The sequence below is a fragment of the Lacticaseibacillus casei DSM 20011 = JCM 1134 = ATCC 393 genome, assembly GCF_000829055.1.
In the GTDB taxonomy this organism is placed as follows: Bacteria; Bacillota; Bacilli; order Lactobacillales; family Lactobacillaceae; genus Lacticaseibacillus; species Lacticaseibacillus casei.
In genome coordinates, this window is the sequence record NZ_AP012544.1 from 1053116 (window position 1) to 1072059 (window position 18944).

General features: G+C 49.4%; 20 protein-coding genes. 16 read left to right on the top strand and 4 right to left on the bottom strand.

Going from position 1 to position 18944, the window contains the following annotated elements; genetic code table 11:
* Positions 1-3: 3 nt before the first annotated feature.
* Together LBCZ_RS05335 and LBCZ_RS05340 are read right to left on the bottom strand one after the other, a co-directional pair.
* Entirely contained in the window at positions 4-189 is a 186-nt protein-coding gene (locus tag LBCZ_RS05335; RefSeq protein ID WP_010488926.1) for a hypothetical protein, read from the bottom strand.
* On the bottom strand, positions 182-517 hold the full coding sequence (locus LBCZ_RS05340; protein ID WP_025012650.1) for a hypothetical protein: 336 nt from the start codon (positions 515-517) through the stop codon (positions 182-184). The genes LBCZ_RS05335 and LBCZ_RS05340 overlap by 8 nt, the downstream gene beginning before the upstream one ends.
* Positions 518-665: 148 nt before the next feature.
* Between LBCZ_RS05340 and LBCZ_RS05345 the strand changes: the two genes are divergently transcribed.
* From LBCZ_RS05345 to LBCZ_RS05360, 4 genes are all read left to right on the top strand, one after another.
* Positions 666-1382: a histidine phosphatase family protein gene (locus LBCZ_RS05345; protein WP_039638909.1), complete on the top strand. Its 717-nt coding sequence runs from the start codon at positions 666-668 to the stop codon at positions 1380-1382.
* 205 nt (positions 1383-1587) lie between these two features.
* Positions 1588-2244 carry a TetR/AcrR family transcriptional regulator gene (locus LBCZ_RS05350; protein ID WP_025012648.1) on the top strand — a complete coding sequence of 219 codons (657 nt, stop codon included), beginning with the start codon at positions 1588-1590 and terminating at the stop codon, positions 2242-2244.
* Between the two features lie 59 nt (positions 2245-2303).
* Complete coding sequence (locus LBCZ_RS05355) at positions 2304-4034, top strand: ABC transporter ATP-binding protein (RefSeq protein WP_025012647.1); 1731 nt, start codon at positions 2304-2306, stop codon at positions 4032-4034.
* Complete coding sequence (locus tag LBCZ_RS05360; RefSeq protein WP_025012646.1) at positions 4034-5920, top strand: ABC transporter ATP-binding protein; 1887 nt, start codon at positions 4034-4036, stop codon at positions 5918-5920. Before LBCZ_RS05355 ends, LBCZ_RS05360 begins: the two co-directional genes overlap by 1 nt.
* A gap of 125 nt (positions 5921-6045) precedes the next feature.
* Here LBCZ_RS05360 and LBCZ_RS05365 read toward each other — a convergent pair whose 3' ends face one another.
* Entirely contained in the window at positions 6046-6804 is a 759-nt protein-coding gene (locus LBCZ_RS05365) for a flavodoxin family protein (protein WP_025012645.1), read from the bottom strand.
* Positions 6805-7305: 501 nt separating this feature from the next.
* Between LBCZ_RS05365 and LBCZ_RS05370 the strand changes: the two genes are divergently transcribed.
* Both LBCZ_RS05370 and LBCZ_RS05375 read left to right on the top strand, forming a co-directional pair.
* On the top strand, positions 7306-8172 hold the full coding sequence (locus LBCZ_RS05370; RefSeq protein WP_025012644.1) for a VOC family protein: 867 nt from the start codon (positions 7306-7308) through the stop codon (positions 8170-8172).
* Positions 8173-8207: 35 nt separating this feature from the next.
* A complete protein-coding gene (locus LBCZ_RS05375) occupies positions 8208-9221 on the top strand; it encodes a serine hydrolase domain-containing protein (protein WP_025012643.1) in 1014 nt (337 codons plus the stop codon).
* A gap of 105 nt (positions 9222-9326) precedes the next feature.
* On the opposite strand, the gene LBCZ_RS05380 is transcribed toward LBCZ_RS05375, so the two are convergent.
* On the bottom strand, positions 9327-10679 hold the full coding sequence (locus LBCZ_RS05380) for a Mur ligase family protein (protein ID WP_039638912.1): 1353 nt from the start codon (positions 10677-10679) through the stop codon (positions 9327-9329).
* 127 nt (positions 10680-10806) lie between these two features.
* Between LBCZ_RS05380 and LBCZ_RS05385 the strand changes: the two genes are divergently transcribed.
* From LBCZ_RS05385 to atpH, 10 genes are all read left to right on the top strand, one after another.
* The gene (locus LBCZ_RS05385) at positions 10807-11397 is read left to right on the top strand and encodes a thymidine kinase (protein WP_025012642.1); all 591 of its coding nucleotides are present in this window, start codon (positions 10807-10809) and stop codon (positions 11395-11397) included.
* Positions 11398-11564: 167 nt separating this feature from the next.
* Entirely contained in the window at positions 11565-12644 is a 1080-nt protein-coding gene (gene prfA, locus LBCZ_RS05390) for a peptide chain release factor 1 (protein WP_025012641.1), read from the top strand.
* Positions 12637-13467: a peptide chain release factor N(5)-glutamine methyltransferase gene (gene prmC, locus LBCZ_RS05395; RefSeq protein ID WP_025012640.1), complete on the top strand. Its 831-nt coding sequence runs from the start codon at positions 12637-12639 to the stop codon at positions 13465-13467. The genes prfA and prmC overlap by 8 nt, the downstream gene beginning before the upstream one ends.
* A gap of 81 nt (positions 13468-13548) precedes the next feature.
* Positions 13549-14571, top strand: coding sequence for an L-threonylcarbamoyladenylate synthase (locus LBCZ_RS05400; protein WP_025012639.1), 1023 nt, complete (start codon positions 13549-13551; stop codon positions 14569-14571).
* 162 nt (positions 14572-14733) lie between these two features.
* Positions 14734-15966 carry a serine hydroxymethyltransferase gene (glyA, locus tag LBCZ_RS05405; protein ID WP_039638913.1) on the top strand — a complete coding sequence of 411 codons (1233 nt, stop codon included), beginning with the start codon at positions 14734-14736 and terminating at the stop codon, positions 15964-15966.
* Positions 15967-16006: 40 nt separating this feature from the next.
* Entirely contained in the window at positions 16007-16636 is a 630-nt protein-coding gene (gene upp / locus LBCZ_RS05410; RefSeq protein ID WP_025012638.1) for a uracil phosphoribosyltransferase, read from the top strand.
* A 299-nt stretch (positions 16637-16935) separates the two neighbouring features.
* Positions 16936-17646 (top strand): F0F1 ATP synthase subunit A, encoded by a 711-nt coding sequence (gene atpB / locus LBCZ_RS05415; RefSeq protein WP_025012637.1) that lies wholly within the window; start codon positions 16936-16938, stop codon positions 17644-17646.
* A gap of 22 nt (positions 17647-17668) precedes the next feature.
* Entirely contained in the window at positions 17669-17881 is a 213-nt protein-coding gene (gene atpE / locus LBCZ_RS05420; RefSeq protein WP_010488897.1) for a F0F1 ATP synthase subunit C, read from the top strand.
* A gap of 34 nt (positions 17882-17915) precedes the next feature.
* Positions 17916-18404 carry a F0F1 ATP synthase subunit B gene (gene atpF / locus LBCZ_RS05425; protein ID WP_025012636.1) on the top strand — a complete coding sequence of 163 codons (489 nt, stop codon included), beginning with the start codon at positions 17916-17918 and terminating at the stop codon, positions 18402-18404.
* Positions 18391-18936 carry an ATP synthase F1 subunit delta gene (gene atpH / locus LBCZ_RS05430; protein ID WP_025012635.1) on the top strand — a complete coding sequence of 182 codons (546 nt, stop codon included), beginning with the start codon at positions 18391-18393 and terminating at the stop codon, positions 18934-18936. Before atpF ends, atpH begins: the two co-directional genes overlap by 14 nt.
* The last annotated feature ends 8 nt before the right edge of the window (positions 18937-18944 follow it).

Here is an 18944-nt window from a genome sequence, read left to right on the forward strand (position 1 = left end):
TTATCAAAGCCGCTGCGTCCACGCCAAAAAGCCGGCATAAGCAAAGCAAATGCAGGCATAGATTAAAAAAGCCGCAATCATAAACGCTAACCATGGCCAGGTTAGAAACGCTCTGGCGATGAATAAGAAGAAAGCCATCAACACCGCGCGTAATCCGCGGGTAAAGACGGCTTTGACGGCGCTATTCAAATGATACCTCGATCAGCAGGCGCTTAGCCTTTGTCAGATGGCTGGTGGTCATCCACATCTGGTTAGTAGACGGGGTTTCAACGTCTTCGCCTAATTCAGGTAGTAGACTCAATAGCCAAGCACTAAGCTCGGGGTTATTGAAGGAAAAGTGTTCCGGCAACCGGATGACCCGTAACCGATTCGGCGGAAAGAAGAGTTGTTGACTAGGAAAGATCACGCGGTCGTCGAGTAAAATGCTGGCGACGTTTTGATACGGGACTTGGCGGACGTGATAGCTTTGCGGATGGTCGTGGGCATATGCCAGGATCATGATGGCTGCGTCAATCAAAAAAAGGCCTCCATTCAAAGATGCTTACGGATTTCATGATACCATGGATGAAGATAGCACGTGAGCCGGTCTATTTTCAAACTGGCGAAATATCTGGCGGCGAATTGTCTTGAGAGAACATTGGCGCGATTTATAGGAGTATCGAAAAATGACCAAAAGGCTATATTTAGTCAGACATGGTGAAACGTCGATGAACGCGGCGCGGCTACTACAAGGGATTACGAATGCCAATTTGACTGCAAAAGGGCAAGATGCAGCCGATCGATTGGGTGAGTTATTGCAGCCGGTGCCGTTTGCCAAAGCCTTTTCGAGTGATCGAACGCGGACACTGGAAACGGCCAAACGGATTCTTGCCGGGCATGAACCTAAGCTGCCGTTAGTGGCGTTGTCCGCCTTGCGCGAATATTATTTTGGTGGTTTAGAAGGTGATCCAGGCAATGCCATTATGGCCCGGACGATTCGCCGTTATGGGCTGACAACGGCGTGGCGGGCTTGGGTCGGATCAAAACGTTTTCCGGGATTAGTCCGGTCAATTCGCAACGCCGATCCGACGCATCAAGCGGAAGATTTCCCCGATTTGTTAGCGCGCGCCCGCCAAGCCTTTGAGCAGGTGGATGCGCAGAGCCCGGATGACAGCGATATTTTGGTCGTCTCGCACGGCTTGCTTTTAAGTGCTTTGATTTATCAGCTGGCACCTGATAAGCTGCCATTCAGCTTGTTGAAAAATACCAGCGTGACGCGAATTGATATTGTGAATCAGAAAATGCGCGTCCGTGGCGTGAATCTGACGCGAGAACAGGACATTTTGGCCTTGCGCCATGATGAGCCGGAAACTGATGATGCCGCTAAAAATGAAGCGAAATGACGTCAAGTTTGCTGGACGATTTTGATTCCGGTCTGATTTAAAATGTAAGGCGAAACGGTAATTTCGGACCTTTGACTGAAATTATCGTTTTTTGATTGCTTTTTTGCGCGGCTCCGTCTATAATGACACCTTGTCATATGACGGATTGTCATAACCGAGCAGCAGCCAGCCGGGCTAAGGGACTCGGAGCAGAAAGGGGGTCGCCATGCCGAAAGCAACATTCTTCCGCTTGCCGGAAGCAAAACAACAGCGGTTAATGGACGCGGCGTATCAAGAATTTGCCCGCGCCCCATTTAATGAAACCAGTATTAGTAATATTATTAAGCATGCCGGCATTCCGCGCGGTAGTTACTATCAATATTTCGATGACAAGGCGGATCTGTATTTTTATTTATTGGAAACCGTGCGGCAACGGACCGTTTTGACTTTGCAACAGGTCATGACGAAGCATCACGGCGATCTGTTTCCTGCCATGTCGGAATTTTTCGGCAAAACCATCACGGCACTGGCACATGGGCCGCATGCGGCTTTGTATCGGAACGTTTTTTTACACATGGATTTTCATAGCGCCGCCAAAATGGCCGGATCTAAGGCGCCGTTTCTAAAGCCGCATCATGGTCATCAAGAAATCCATGATTTCTTATTGACTAGCATTGATCGCAGTCGGCTTCGTATTCAGACAGATGATGAGGTCAGTTTACTGATTCGTCAGATTGTCGGTATGTTCATGCAGACGATCGCCTATTATTATTCAAACCAGGCTGAAGGTAAGCCGATTACGGTCGCTGAACTCAAACGACGCAGCGATCAGCTTCTTGACTGGTTGCAATTTGGCGTTGCCCGTGATAAGAAACATCATTAGGCCGCGCACAACACCGGACTGCCTGTATGGGTCCGAAAAGCATCTGTTAGGAGGAAATTATGCTTAAACTTGCAAAAAAGCGCATGTCTGGCATAGCCGTTATTGGCGCTATTTTGTTCATGATTGTTCAGGTGATGAGCAATTTATATTTGCCGAATCTGACGGCCGATATCGTTAACAACGGGGTTGCCAAAGGTGATATTGATTACATCTGGGCAACCGGTATGAAAATGATTTTGTTTGCTTTACTCAGCATTCTCGCTAGTGTGGGGAACGTTTTTTTGGCGTCGCGCACATCGCAAAAGCTGGGCCAAAAGTTACGGTCGGACATTTATCGCAAAGTCATTAACTATTCCCATGATGAAATGGATAAGGTTGGGACGAGCTCACTGATTACGCGAACGACCAATGACGTGACACAGATTCAAAACGTTTGGATGATAATCTTGCGGATGATGATTATGGCGCCGATTATGTTAATTGGTGCTAGTTTCCTTGCCTACCAAAAGAGTCACACCCTGACCATGGTTTTCCTGATTAGCTTACCGCTGTTGGCGTTTTTCTTGCTGATCATCATGTATTTTGCGGTGCCATTGTTTAAGGCCATGCAGAAGAAAACCGATAATATCAACCTGGTGTTCCGGGAAGGACTCACCGGTGTGCGGGTTATTCGGGCTTTTCGGCAGGATGATTTTGAACAAAATCGGTTTGAAGGCGTCAACCAGGACTATACGCATAATGCGGTCAAAGTCTTCTCGATTATTGCAGCAGTTTTCCCTGTGATGACGCTGATCATGAGCGGTACGAATATCGGGATTACTTGGTGGGGCGGTAATTTAATTGCCCAGCAGGCACTGGAAACCGGGAACCTGATCGCGTTTATGACTTATGCGATGCAGATTCTGATGAGCTTCATGATGCTGTCCATGATCTTTGTTTTCATTCCCCGGGCGCAGGCTTCAGCGGCTCGTCTGAATGACGTTTTGGCCCAGGAAAGTCGGATCACCACACCGGCATCACCGAAAACCTTGGATACCGCTAACCCTGACTTGGCATTTGATCATGTTCAGTTTCGTTATCATCACGCTGAAGAACCAGCGTTGCGCGATATCGACGTTCATGTTAAAGGTGGCCAGACGATGGCGATTATCGGCGGTACCGGGAGCGGTAAAACCACGATGGTCAATCTCATCCCGCGCTTTTACGATGCTGAAAAAGGGGCGGTCCGAGTCGATGGCGAAGATGTTAAAAACGTCGACTTGAAGAAGCTGCATGAAGCAGTCGCGTTTGTACCGCAAAAAGCCAATCTGTTTACCGGAACCGTTCGTGACAACATGAAATACGGGAATGAAAACGCGACAGATGATGATATTTGGCACGCATTAGATATTGCCCAAGCACGTGATTTCATCGAAAGCAATCCTGAAGGTCTGGATTACCAGGTGGAACAAGGCGGCGGTAACTTCTCCGGTGGCCAGCGTCAACGTTTGGCCATCGCGCGTGCTTTGGTGAAGGATGCTTCGATCTACGTCTTTGATGATTCGTTTTCAGCCTTGGACTTCAAAACCGATGCCAATTTACGAGCAGCTTTGAAAGCCGATAAAAAAATTCAAACCAAAGTCGTTGTGATTGTTGGCCAGCGAGTTTCTACGGTTGCCGATGCTGACACGATTGTTGTCTTGGATGAAGGCAAAATGGTCGGCAAAGGCACTCACGCTGAGTTGAAAGCCTCCAACCCAACTTATCAGGAAATTATCAAGTCACAGATTCGGGAAGGAGACGAGAAATAATGGCAGACAATCAAAAATCCGCAACCAAGCGGCCATCATCCGGTCCACGAATGAGGCCAGGTGGTCGAGCCGGTCTCGTTGAAAAGCCGAAAAACTTCTGGAAAACGACCGGGCGGCTATTTGGGTATATGCGTAACCGCCTGATCGGTATTATCGCCGTGCTGGTTCTAGCCATTGCCTCAACGGTTTTTCAGATTCGTACGCCGAAGATTTTAGGTGAAGCAACGACCGAAATCTTTAAAGGTGTCATGAAGGGCCAGGCGGAGCAAAAAGCCGGGATAGCGGTCGGCAGTTACCCGATCGATTTTGACAAGATCAAGCACATTATTCTGATCGTGTTGATCCTTTATCTGGGCAGCGCCTTATTCAGCTTCTTGCAGCAGTTCATCATGACGCGAATTTCGCAGAACACGGTTTACCAGCTGCGAAAAGATCTGAAATACAAGATGAAAACTGTTCCGATCAAGTATTATGATACCCACAGCAATGGGGACATTATGTCACGGGCGATCAACGATATGGATAATATCGCATCGACTTTGCAACAGAGCCTCACGCAAATGGTCACGAGTGCCGTTATGTTTGTCGGAACCATCTGGATGATGCTCACCATTTCCTGGAAACTGACCTTGATCGCACTGGTGACGATCCCGCTTGGGTTAATTGTTGTCGGCATCGTTGCTCCGAAGTCACAGCGCTTCTTTGCTGCTCAGCAAAAGGCACTGGGGTTATTGAACAACCAAGTTGAAGAGACTTACGGCGGCCAGGTCATTATTAAGAGTTTCAACCGTGAAGATGATGAGGTTCGCGACTTTGAAGGCCAAAACCAGGCGTTTTACGACGCAGCATGGAAGGCTCAGTTTGTTTCCGGGATCATCATGCCTTTGATGATTTTCCTTAATAACATTGGTTACGTTTTTGTGGCGATCATGGGCGGGATCGAAGTTTCCAACGGGACCATCACCTTGGGGAATGTTCAAGCCTTCTTGCAATATATGCAACAGTTCTCCCAGCCAATCTCACAACTGGCTAATTTGGCGAATACGATTCAGTCGACCATTGCCAGTGCAGAACGGATTTTCGCCGTGTTGGACGAAGACGATATGCAAGACAATCCGTCCGGTGTGCCGGCAGTGCCGAATGATCCGAACAAATTGGTCATGGATCATGTCCAGTTTGGCTATACGCCGGATACGCTGTTACTGAAAGATTATAATCTGCAAGTGAAGCCTGGGCAGATGGTGGCGATTGTCGGGCCAACCGGTGCTGGGAAAACGACCATTATCAACTTGCTGGAACGCTTCTACGATATCAGCGGCGGTTCAATCCGGCTGAATGGGACGGATACCCGTGACATGAAACGGGAAGATGTTCGGTCGCATTTTGCCATGGTGCTTCAGGATACCTGGCTGTTTACCGGCACGATTTGGGATAATCTGAAATACGGTCGCGAAGATGCCACGGATGATGAAGTGCTTGCCGCAGCCAAAGCAGCGCATGTTGATAATTTTGTGCGCCAGTTGCCGGATGGGTACAATACGATTCTGAATGAAGAAGCCTCCAACATTTCCCAAGGGCAGCGGCAGTTGCTGACGATTGCCCGGGCATTTGTCGCAGATCCGGAAATTCTGATTTTGGACGAGGCGACGAGTTCTGTCGATACGCGAACCGAAATTCATATTCAACACGCGATGAATCGCTTGCTGACCGACCGAACCAGTTTCGTTGTTGCCCACCGGCTATCGACCATTCGTGACGCCGACAATATCATCGTGATGAATCACGGCTCGATTGTTGAAACCGGCAACCACGACGAATTGATGGCGAAGAATGGCTTCTATGCGGACTTGTACAACAGCCAGTTCAGTGGCAACGTTGCAATTTAGTTTTCTTATGAATCGTGATTGTGTTGCAGGTTAAAGTTTAACTGGATGCGATTAAAAAAATAGCCTCAGAGAGACGAACATGATCTCCCTGAGGTTATTTTTGTACATAATCGTGGCTGTGCTGATTAACGCCGCTTGTGACGCATGAAGGTCGCATAATGCAGCAAACAAGCGAGTAGGACGAAGAAGATCACGACAAAACTGACATAGCGCCACCAGAAATTAGTCGCCACTCCCGGTAAAACTTGCTGAATGCCCATGGTGGCCAAGGCCATGATCGCAATCATGCCAAATAATAATATGTAACGTTTCAAAGTCTCATCATCCTTCTTTTTAAAAGTCGCGAGTTTCGTGCCCAGTGCGTGCGCCTGATTGATTTTGGCTTCCGGTAAGGTCGTCATGCCCCAAGTATGCGGGAGCACCAATTCGGCAATCTTATGGACACCAGCCGCCGTCATTGCCTTGTCAATCGCCACCAAAGTCGCGTCGGTTTGATGCGTAAACGTGTTGTCCAAAGCAGTGGCAAAACAGCTGGTCACACTGACATAATGCTTGTCCTTGAAAATGCCGGGAAGCGTATCGCCTTCTTTGGTCATGCGTGTCATCCGGTGACGCATGCAGTCAAGCAATTGCTTGAACTGACCGGCGACCGTACCGAAGTAGGTTGGGGTGCCTAAAACCCACACATCGGCGCTTTTTAGCTTGGCTTCAAGTTCGTCCAGTATCGGATTGGCCTGATCAGAAACGTCCGGCCGAATCTGGTATTGATTTAAATCAACAAATTCAGTGGTGGCAGGCGCAGCCACACCGGATAAAACGACCTTAACCAAACTCGCCGTCAGCCCGTTGGCATCTTGTCCACCGTATATACCTAATATTTTCATGTAAAACAAACCTCCTGAGCGTGAACCGGCGCGGGTAGAAGCCGGAGTGTAAGTGGCCTTGGGCGTTATGGTCGGTCTTTGACCATTGCGACCAAGGTCCTTACACGCAGGATTCTGCGCCGGTGAACGCGTTAAAGTGGAGCGTGAGCCAGCCCGATTAGAAACCGGAGCATAAGTGGCCTTGGGCGTGATGGCCCGGCCTTGGCCATTGCGACCAAGGTTCTTATGTGCAGGTTTCTGGGCTGGCTAGCGCGTTAAAGTGGGGCGTGAGCCCGTTTCTTCACCGCTTTTTCGCGCATCCCCACTATCTATAACTGTAAGAAAAATAACAAGACTTGGCAAGCACATTTACGAGTCGTAACCAGCAAAGAAACCGCCACTGTTTCAAATCACAAGCTTTTTGTTGGCAAAAAATGAGCTGACTCATTATGCTGATGGCAACAGACCGAATTGGGAAGCTGGAACTCAATCGGTGCTTAAACAGACAAGGAGCGGATGAACATGGCAGGGATTGCATTGCCAGAAGAAACGCGTGTGGATTTTATTGCACTTAAAGTTGCTAATTTGGCCAAGGAGAGCCAATGGTATCAGCAGATTGCCCGATTGGATTTGTTGCGCCAAAATGGCGATACGATTTATTTGGGAACCCGGATTAATCAACAGGTTTTGGTTGTCTTGCATCAAATTAAGGGACTCTCACCGCAGAAACCGGTGACGGGATTGGATCATTTTGCGATTTTGCTGCCAAATCCGGGGGCGCTGGGTGCAGCGTATCGGATCGTGAAGCAGGATCAGCCAGTAACGAAGGCTTTTCAAACCGGTTATCAGCAAGGCTTTTTGGCTAAGGATCCGGAAGGCAATGGCGTTGCGTTTACGATTGATCGCGCGATTGAGCAGTATCAAGAGGAACGACAGTACAACTGGGAAGATGAAACCGAAGAAGCCATTGATCCGGCTGAAATCGGTAAACATGCGGCGCGGGATTATGGTCGGTTGCCTTCCGGGACGACCATTGGTTACGTTCAGTTTCGGGTGGCGGACTTGGCCAGCACCAGTCACTATCTGGAAGACGGACTCGGTTTTCGGGAAAAGCCTAGCCCCAATACCGGCGAAGTCTTTTTGGCTGCAGGTGATTATCGTCACCACATTGGTATTAATTTGCGGCTAGAAGCGACGTTATTATTGCCGACGCCTGATATGTATGGGTTGGATTATGTGAGTTTTATTTTGCCAGACAAAATGGCGATGGAGAATATCTTGATGAACCTTGATGCAGCCGGGCTAACGGACTACGATTATCATCATGAGAATCAATTTTTGATGATTGCCGGTCCCAATCGGCTCACGCTGTGGTTCCGCGTGGCGTAGTATGGTTGTGACTCGGCGTCGGGAAGAAGGCCAGAATGGATTTTCAAGCGATCACGGCGGAGCTGCAGGCGTGGGTGGCCGGACGCATCATACCCGGATTTAGTGTGGCGCTTATGACGGGAAAAGATGTGCAAAGCCGAGTGGACGGCGATGCGCAGTGGCAACCCACGCCAGCACCGTTGCGGCCGGGGATGCTTTATGATGTCGCGTCCCTGACGAAGGTTATCGGCACCACCACCGTCTTTTTACAGGCCTGGGATCAGAAACTGGTTGCGCCGGAGATGCCTTTGAAGCGGTTTTTGCCGGCGTTTCCGCATGCCACCACATTTCGGCAGGCATTGACGCACACGTCTGGGCTGGAAGGCTATATTCCGCACCGTGATGACTTGCCGGCGCCAGCGTTGAAACACGCCCTCATGACGCAATTGGCCGTCACAGATGAAGTCGATGCTAAAGTGGTTTATCGGGATGTGAATTTGTTGCTGGTCGGATGGGCCTTGGAACAGATCTATCACCAACCGATTCAAACGCTTATCACGCAACAGGTTCTGCGTCCACTTGGCTTGCCCAAAGCAACGTTTCAACCGGATCCGGAACAGTGTGTGCCAACGACTTACGATCCGAGTGCCGGCTTGCGGCGCGGGGTCGTGCATGATCCTAAAAGTGCCATCTTGGGGCGGCATAGCGGGGCGGCCGGCTTGTTTGCGAGTCTAGCCGACTTGGAGATGTTCACGCAATACTTCTTTGGGCAAAAGCAGGCATCGGCATGGCCTGATCACGCCCAGCAGCTAACCCGTGACTGGACGGCCCATCAGCTCGGTCGCAGCCTTGGCTGGGATCTGCGGCGTGATGCTCAGGGGCGGCTGTGGTTGTACCATACGGGCTATACCGGTACTTTCTGGCTCATTCAGCCGCAAAGTCAACTGGCACTGATCGTGTTGACAAACCGCGTCCATCCACAGCCTAATCGCGAGTTTCTGAGCAAACGCGACCAACTCGTGCAACGCTTTTTGGCGGATCAGCCAGATACAGGGACAGCCGAGTCCTGAACGAAGGAAGAATAACTGGCCAATCGTGGCAAAGCAGCAAAAAAACAGGACCTTTGACAGTCAGGTCCTGTTTTTTGATACAACGATGGCGTTTATAGGCTCAACTTAAAATCCTGCCTTAATATAACCGCCTTCACTCAACTTCTTGCGCAGCTGTAACATTGCCGTGTAGGTTGATAAAACGTAAAGTTGCTGCTGTGGCATTTTTTGCAGCTCCGTGATGACGTTGCTAAGGTCTGGTTGACTCATGAGCTTGTCTTCCGGAACACCAGCGACTGTGAGCCGCAATGCAATATCTTTGTAGCGCTCGCCGCCGACCAGATATGTCGCGGCTTTTTTGCTGGCAACAAAATCTTCGAAGTTCCCATCCCAAATCCAACTGGTATCGATACCATCTGCATAATTGGCATTCAGCAGCATAGCAAACCCAAAAGGCTGCTTCGCCGTTTCGATCATACTGAGCACCTGATTCAAGCCGACCGGATTTTTGACCAGAATCAAGGTTAATTTTTTATCGCCGAGTTGAATGACTTCCTGCCGGCCGAAAACTTTCTCGTCATAGGCGAACGCCTGGCTGATTTGTTCAGGGCTGACGCCAAAAGTCCGACCAACGGCAAAAGCGGCCAAGGCGTTGTAAATGTTGTACGTGCCGCCGATATCAATGTGGCAAGGCTGACCGTCAATGACGAAATCGCTGCTTTGCGGCGTCATTTTGGTCACGGTGTTCACCTGATACTTCAGTTGTGGCCGTTTGAAGCCGCAGTTAGGGCAGAAATAATTGCCGAGGTTAGCGTAAGTGATGGCGTGATAATGTAAGATATGTTGACAGACCGGGCACAAGACGCCATCCGTATTCGGTGGGGCTTTATGATCGCCTTCAGCAGTCAACGTAAAGCCGTAATAGTGGACCGGATTCGGCAGCTTACGGGAACTGAAGATTGGCGCATCCCCGTTAGCCAGCACAACAGCTTTAGGATCAAGGGTGACGCCGTCCAGAATTTTTTGATAGGTCGTGTAGAATTCACCATAACGATCCATCTGGTCACGGAAGATATTGGTCAGTACAAAAGCTTTCGGCTTTAACTGGGCAGCTACCGGGGCAACGTTAGCCTCGTCGACTTCCAGGACCGCAATGCCTCGGCCATGTCCGTGTTTGGGTTGCGCCAAGAAAGCGGTGGTGATGCCTTGCAGCATGTTCGAGCCGGTGGGATTGGTCAAAACTTCCTGATATTTTTGCTTGAGCACTTTGACGATTAAGCTCGTCGTCAGGGTTTTCCCATTGGTACCGGTCACCACGATGACATCATAGTCACGACCCAGCGCCTGCAAAACGCGCGGATCGATTTTATTGGCGAGTTTGCCGGGGAGGCTTGACCCGCCTTTTAAAAATGTGTGTAAGAACCAGTAGCTGCTGCGACCAATGGCAGTTGCCAGGCTGGCTTTTGCTGAAAATGCCACGGCGTTCTTCCTCTCAACTTAATGGGACTATTTTAGCATAAACGACAAGCAAACCGGCAGTCACGGTGTTCTTTGCGAAAAAAATCCGTTATACTGTGAGCTGTGAGATTTTGGATGGAGGCGGCACATGGCCCAGCTTTTCTTTCGATACGGTGCGATGAACTCAGGTAAAAGTATTGAAATCCTGAAAGTAGCGCATAATTATGAAGAACAAAATAAACGGGTAATTCTGATGACCAGCGCCTTGGATGATCGAGCCGGCGTCGGCATGATTGCCAGTCGCATCGGGTTTGAACGGACAGCGATTCCGGTTAAGCATGAAACCGATTTGTATGAAACGATCAAGGAAACCGATCCGCACGCCGCCTGTGTGCTGATTGACGAAGCCCAGTTTTTACAAAAGCATCACATTTTTGAAGCTGCGCGAGTTGTCGATGAATTGCATATTCCGGCGATGGCGTTTGGCTTAAAGAATGACTTTCGTAATGAGTTATTTGAAGGTTCTAAATACCTGCTGCTGTATGCAGATAAAATTGAAGAAATGAAAACGATTTGCTGGTTTTGCGCCAAAAAGGCCATTATGAATTTGCGGATTCATGATGGAAAGCCGGTTTATGAAGGTGAGCAGGTGTTGATTGGCGGCAACGAGTCGTATTACCCGGTTTGCCGGCATCATTATTTCCACCCGCCATTAGATAAGATCGAGCATCAAGATTAGTGGGTAGTTGCTGGCGTTGCACCAGTTCACGCTCGGCTATAACGCGTTCACCGGCGCAGAAGTCTGCGTGTAAGGACCTTGGTCGCAATGGCCAAGACCGCCATCACGCCCAAGGCCACTTACACTCCGACTTCTAACCGCGCCAGTTCACGCTCAGGAGGATTTTTATGGATAAAATTTTTGAACAACTGGACGGTCTTTTGGATCGTTATGATGAATTAGAAGAGTTAATGTCGGACCCTGAGGTTATTAGCGACACGAAGCGGTATCTGGCTTTGTCGAAAGAAGAAGGCGGGATGCGGGATGTCGTGGCTGCCTACAAAAAGTACAAGCAGGTTTTGTCCGATATCAAGGAAAGCGAAGAAGTGCTTCGTGAGAGTAAAGACGAGGACATGGAAGCGCTAGCTAAAGAAGACCTTGACGATCTGCAAAAGCAAAAAGCCGATCTTGAAGATAAGATCAAGGTCCTGATGCTGCCTAAGGATCCCAATGATGACAAAAACATTATCATGGAAATCCGCGGGGCTTCCGGTGGCGATGAGGCCAGTCTTTTTGCCGGTGACTTATTGAATATGTATATGCACTACGCTGAACGCCAAGGTTGGAAAGCAGAAATCATTGATTCGACGCCGACTGAAGTAGGTGGCTACAAAGAAGTCGTCGTCATGATTACCGGGGATAATGTTTATTCCAAGCTGAAGTATGAAAACGGCGCGCATCGGGTGCAACGGGTGCCTGTGACCGAGAGTGCCGGCCGGGTTCATACCAGCACGGCAACCGTTGGCGTCATGCCTGAATATGATGAAGTGGATCTAAAAATCGACCCTAAAGATATTCGGACAGACGTTTACCGCTCGTCAGGTGCCGGTGGTCAGCACGTCAATAAAACCAGTTCGGCGGTGCGGATGACCCACATTCCAACCGGGATTGTTGTGTCAATGCAGGATGAACGCAGCCAGCAGGAAAACCGGGCGCGCGCGTTACAGATTCTGCGCTCGCGGGTTTACGACTATTACGAAACTGAAAATCAGGAAAAGTACGATCAGACGCGTAAAAATGCCATTGGAACCGGTGATCGTTCCGAGCGAATCCGCACTTACAATTATCCGCAAAACCGGGTTACGGATCATCGGATCGGCTTGACCCTGAATAAATTGGATCGCATCATGAACGGTGATCTTGACGAAATTATCGATGCCTTGATCGTTCACGATCAGGCCCAGAAGATGGAATCGCTTAATGTCTAAAACATACGCTGAGGCGCTCAAATGGGCGTCTTTGTTATTGACGGAACACCATGTTGATCCTGATGGGGCGCGGTATGTCATGATGAACCGGGCAAACTGGACCCCAAGTCAATTAATTTTACATCGGCAAGACGTGATGCCCGATGCATCATGGCAGCAATTTCAAGCAGATGTCGCCCGGCTAGCAAAATTTGAACCGGCGCAATATATCACCGGTGTGGCGCCGTTTTTTGGTGTGATGTTCAAAGTGACGTCAGCAGTGTTGATTCCGCGGTTTGAAACAGAAGAGTTGGTTGACTGGGTCGCAAAAGAGCAGACCGCAGCGCGAACCGGTTTGGATTTGGGAACCGGCAGCGGGGCGATCGGCATTACCTTAGCTCGCCAGCTGCCACAAGTTGCGATGACGCTAAGTGACGTGTCCGAAGCAGCGCTGGCAGTTGCCGAGCAGAATGCCCAGTCGCAACACGTGCAGGCGCAATTTGTGACGAGTGATTTATTTAGTCACTTGCCGGGACGGTTTGATTTTGTGGTGACCAACTTGCCATATATCGCGTCTGAAGAAACACCCGTGATGGATCAAAGTACCTTGCGCTATGAACCTAAGATGGCCTTATTTGCCAGTCATCATGGTCTGGCACTTTTTGAACGGTTTATCGAAGCATTGCCAGCGCATCTGAATGACCACGGGACCGCTTATTTAGAATTCGGTTACCGGCAACAACCGGCATTGCAGAAGTTATTTGCCGAAAAAGTACCACAAGCGCAAGTGACTTTCCGGCAGGATATGGCCGGTCACCCGCGCATGGCCAAGCTGCAATTTTAGGCGTTTTCCGATAAAGAATCGGAGCGAAACCGGTTCTTTGGGCGTTACGCAGCAACAGACAAAATATGGAGGCAGGAAAATTTGTCAAAACGTTATCATGAATCTGATATTCCGGAAGCGGCCGCTGCTTTAAAGCGCGGCGAGTTAGTCGCGTTTCCCACTGAAACGGTGTATGGCCTGGGTGCTGACGCGACCAATGTGGATGCAGTGGGCAAAGTCTATGCAGCAAAGGGCCGGCCTTCAGATAATCCACTAATTGTGACGGTGGCGGATGCGGCGATGGTCGGGCAGTATGCAACGATTACCCCCGCGGCAGCCAAACTAATGGCGACGTTTTGTCCGGGGCCGTTGACGATGATTCTGAATATTTTGCCTGGGCGCTTGTCCATGAAGGTGACAGGAGGCTTGCAGACGGCAGCTTTTCGCAATCCGGATAATGCCTTGACGCGTAAGCTAATCGCCACAGCCGGGATTCCGATTGTCGGCCCGTCAGCCAATACTTCCGGCAAACCCAGCCCGACCACAGCGGATCACGTGCTGCATGATTTGGCAGGCAAAATCGCCGGCGTGCTCGATGACGGGCCAACCCGGGTCGGCGTGGAATCCACGATTGTTGATTTAACCGTCACCCCGCCAGCAATTCTGCGGCCGGGTGCAATTGGCCCTGACGAGTTGGAGCCGATTTTAGGACCAGTCGATTCAGCGATTCATCACGTCGGTAAAAATGAAGCGCCCAAAGCACCGGGGATGAAGTACAAGCACTATGCGCCGTCTGCTCAAGTGGTGGTTGTCGATGATCCGGGCCAGTTTCCCGAAGCAGTCGAATGGGCTAAAAAGACCGGACAGACTTTTGGCATTTTGGCGACTGATCCGATTCTTGCCAAATTCTCGGCGGTACTGGGTTATTCGTTGGGGCAGGACATTAAAAGTGCGACCCACGCCTTGTTTGCCGGGTTGCGTTGGTTCGATCTTCATCCGGATGTCACACTTGTGTTGGCGCAGGCATTTTCCCATAGTGAATTAAGCATGGCTTACATGAATCGTCTGCTTAAATCTGCCGGTAATGTCCACTATCAACCAAATATGCCTACAGATTCGTTTTGATTTGCTATAATAAGGCCAACTGACCAGTGAGTGTCAGTTGGCCTTATTTGGATTCGTGACGTTAAGCCTTGTACATTAGGCTTTCACGGCGTACACGATTGCAATGGGCCGGGTTTTTTGTTGGGTAATAGGAATGAATGCATTCAAGAGGAGAGTGGAGACATGGATTTCATGGCACAAGACCCAGAAGTCTTCGGCGCAATTCATCATGAAGAAGAGCGTCAGGAGCATAATATCGAACTCATTGCCTCGGAGAACATTATTTCACCGGCAGTTCGCGCTGCTCAGGGGTCGGTTTTGACCAACAAGTATTCCGAAGGCTATCCCGGCCATCGGTATTATGGTGGTAATCAATACATAGACGTGACCGAACAGCTGGCCATCGATCGGGCGAAAAAACTTTTTGGGGCAGAGTTTGCGAATGTACAGCCGCATTCCGGATCACAGGCCAATATGGCAGCCTACCGCGCTTTTTTAGAAGATGGCGATAAAGTCTTGGCGATGGATCTGACCGACGGCGGGCATCTCACCCATGGGAGTCCGGTCAGCTTTAGCGGTCAGGAGTACCATTTTTACCATTATGGGTTGGATGCCAAAACCGAACGCTTGGATTACGCCAAGATCCGGGAACTGGCGGAACAGATTAAGCCGCGGCTGATTGTGGCCGGTGCCTCGGCTTATAGCCGCGAGATTGATTTCAAAAAGTTCCGCGAAATTGCCGATCATGTCGGTGCCTTTTTAATGGTTGATATGGCGCATATTGCCGGATTGGTTGCCGGTGGGGTGCATATGAATCCGGTGCCGTATTCAGACGTTGTGACGACCACGACGCATAAGACGTTACGGGGACCGCGCGGTGGGATGATTCTGGCAAAGGCTGAATATGGTAAAGCCATTAATTCGGCTTTGTTCCCAGGCATTCAAGGCGGACCGCTGGATCATGTGATTGCTGCCAAAGCCGTTGCGCTGGGCGAAGCATTGAAGCCTGAATTCAAGGCATATACGCAACAGATTCTCGATAATATGCAGGCAATGGTCGCTGGCTTTGAGGAAGACCCGCATTTACGGCTGATTTCCGGAGGATCGGATAATCATATGGTACTTATTGATGTCGCAGGGTACGGCGTCAACGGCCGACAAGTTCAAGATTTATTAGACGAAGTGGACATTACCACCAACAAAAACCAGATTCCCGGGGAGCAAAACGGCCCGTTCAAAACCAGCGGTATCCGCGTCGGCACAGCTGCCATCACCACCCGCGGCTTTACGCCAGAAGAGAGTAAGCGAGTTGCCGAACTCATCAGTGCGGCAATTGCACATCGCGATGATCAACCGGCTTTGGATCAAATTCGTCAAGAAGTCCTTGCGCTGACAGCCCGTCATCCCTTATCATAGATAGGGTTTGCAAACAAATGGCTCACACAGGAGGCCTCGCATGGGTAAATTTACAGTTTTAAATCACCCGTTGATTCAGCATAAGCTTACTTTGATTCGAAATAAGCATGCCGGCACTAAGGAATTTCGCGAAATCGCTAACGAAATCGCGGAATTAATGGTGTATGAAATCACACGGGATCTGCCACTGGAAAGTGTCGAGATCGAAACGCCGATGGGTAAAACGGTTCAAAAGCAGCTTTCCGGTAAGAAACTTGCGGTTATTCCGATTCTTCGTGCCGGTTTGGGCATGGTGGATGGCGTTTTGCGCCTTATTCCAGCGGCCAAAGTCGGTCACATTGGCATGTACCGTGACGAAAAGACACTGAAGCCGCATGAATACTTTGTTAAGATGCCGCTGGATATCGACCAGCGGGATTTAATCATTGTTGATCCGATGCTGGCAACCGGTGGCTCGGCCAACATGGCGATTGAAGCACTCAAAAAGCGCGGGGCGACATCGATGCGCCTCGTGGTACTGGTTGCTGCTCCTGAAGGGGTTAAAGCCGTTCAGACCGCTAATCCGGACGTGGACATTTACGCAGCCGCGCTGGATGATCATTTGAATGAAAACGGTTATATTGTGCCTGGTCTCGGCGATGCCGGCGACAGACTTTTTGGGACAAAATGACATGAATTGGCATGTGGTCACGCACATGCCTTTTTCATTTTTAGTTAAAAGATTTTTTGTGGGTGCATTAAGACCCGTGAAAACCGTGGCCGCCGTGAAAAAATCAGTGAAAAAGCCTTTATGACGGCCAAAGTTTCTCTTTTTAGTGCTTTGTTTTTTCACTGAAATGGTGTTAGAGTAATGATTGTGTTTCAAGGGTCTACCCTAGTAACCAACGATTATCGAAGTCTCTGCAATCTTGCCCCATCTTTTCGATGGTACACATGATATGAAGCCACTTCAGTAAGGAGGTGAATTCTGTGAACGAACAATATCCCTCGATCAAGCTTTTCGGCTTAACTTTCAACCTGACCAACGACATTGGTGTTTTGGTTTCGGCAGTTCTGGTATTCTTACTGGTGCTATGGCTGTCACGAAACCTGAAAATGCGGCCAGGTGGCAAGCAGAACGTACTGGAATGGGCCATGGACTTTACAAACGGTATCGGCAAAAGTGCGATGCCCGGTTCGGAGCGCTACACGTTTAATTTATTTGCGTTTACGCTCTTCCTGTTCATTTTTATTAGTAACCAAATCGGGTTATTCATCGAGTTAGATATTGGTAAAGATACTTGGTTCCGCTCACCAACAGCATCCCCGGTGATTACCATGACAATGGCGATGACAGTTCTGGTGCTTTCGCATTATTTTGGCGTTGTCTTCAGAGGTTTCAAAGGTTACATCAAAGGATATGCGTCACCGGTTCCGATTCTCTTGCCAATTAACCTATTGGAAGAGTTTACGAACTTTATCACGCTTTCTTTGCGGCTTTATGGGAATATTTTCGCTGGCGAAGTTTTGGTTCTATTAATTCGGCAGTGGGCCTTTTCCGGCGGTGCACTCAACTTTGTTAGTGCAACGGTAGCCGAGATAGCTTGGCAAGGGTTCTCAGTCTTCATTGGTAGTATTCAGGCGTACGTTTTCGTCACGCTTGGTATGGTTTATACATCACACAAAGTTCTACCCGAGTAACTAATTTAGGAGGAAATTTCTTATGCAATTTTTAGCTGCCTCACTAGCCGCCGGCATTGCTGCCTTCGGTGCTTCAATCGGTAATGGGATGGTCATCAGCAAAACACTTGAAGGTATGGCGCGTCAGCCGGAAATGGCCGGAACCTTGCGTGGTACCATGTTCATTGGTGTCGGCCTGATCGAAGCTGTTCCGATCCTGTCTGTTGTTGTTGCCTTCATGTTGATGCTCCGTTAATTCAGTTCATCAATAAAGAAGGGAGTGGCAAAAGATGAGTTTAGGTGACACACTCTTCACACTTGTTACATTTCTGATCTTGGTGATTGCAGTCGGGAAAGTGGCATGGAAGCCAGTTACCAAAATGATGGCAGATCGCCAACAAAAGATTTCCGGCGACTTGGACTATGCTGAAAAGTCCCGCAAAGATGCGGAAACTTTAGCAGCCAAGCGACGGGAAGAACTGCAACACGCCCAGGCTGATGCTGTCAAGATTGTCAATCAAGCCAAGGAAAACGGCGAGAAGCAACGACAATCATTGGTTGACGCGGCCAATACGGAAGTCGCCACGTTGAAGAAAAATGCGCAAGCAGACATTGACCAAGCCCGTAAAGATGCTTTGGCCAGTGCCAAGAACTATGTGGCTGATTTAAGTCTGACGATCGCACAGAAGTTGATCGGTAAGGAACTTAATGCAGCTGATCAAAAAGATTTGATCGACGACTACATCAAACGGTTAGGTGATGCAAATGGCAGTCACTAATCAAATGGTTGCACCGCGTTATGCAAAAGCATTACTGGAAGCAGCCCATGACCAGGATCAGGTAGCGACAGTTCATGAAGAGTTACAGGCGCTAGCGTCTGTATTCAAAGAAAATCCGACGATCCTGACAATTTTTGATAATGCCCGAATTACGGCAGATGACAAAGCCAACCTGATGACGACTTTGACCAAGAATGCCAGTTCGCTTGTGGCCAACTTATTGAAGTTAACCCAGCAATATGGTCGATTCGGTGCATTGCCGGATATCATCACGGCGTTCAATCGCGCTTATGATGATGAAGCCGGTATTATTACAGCGACTGTTACGACTGCAGTTGCTTTGTCAGCAGACCAAGCCGATGCCTTGCGCAGTGCCATTGCTGCGCGTTTTGGCATGAAATCGACGCAACTGGAACAAATCGTTGATCCGAGCGTCATCGGCGGCGTGCGCATCCAAGCACACGGGTCGGTTATCGATGGAACGGTTAAACACCGCTTCGAGAAGATGAAGGCAGCACTGCTGGCAGATTAGAGATAAGT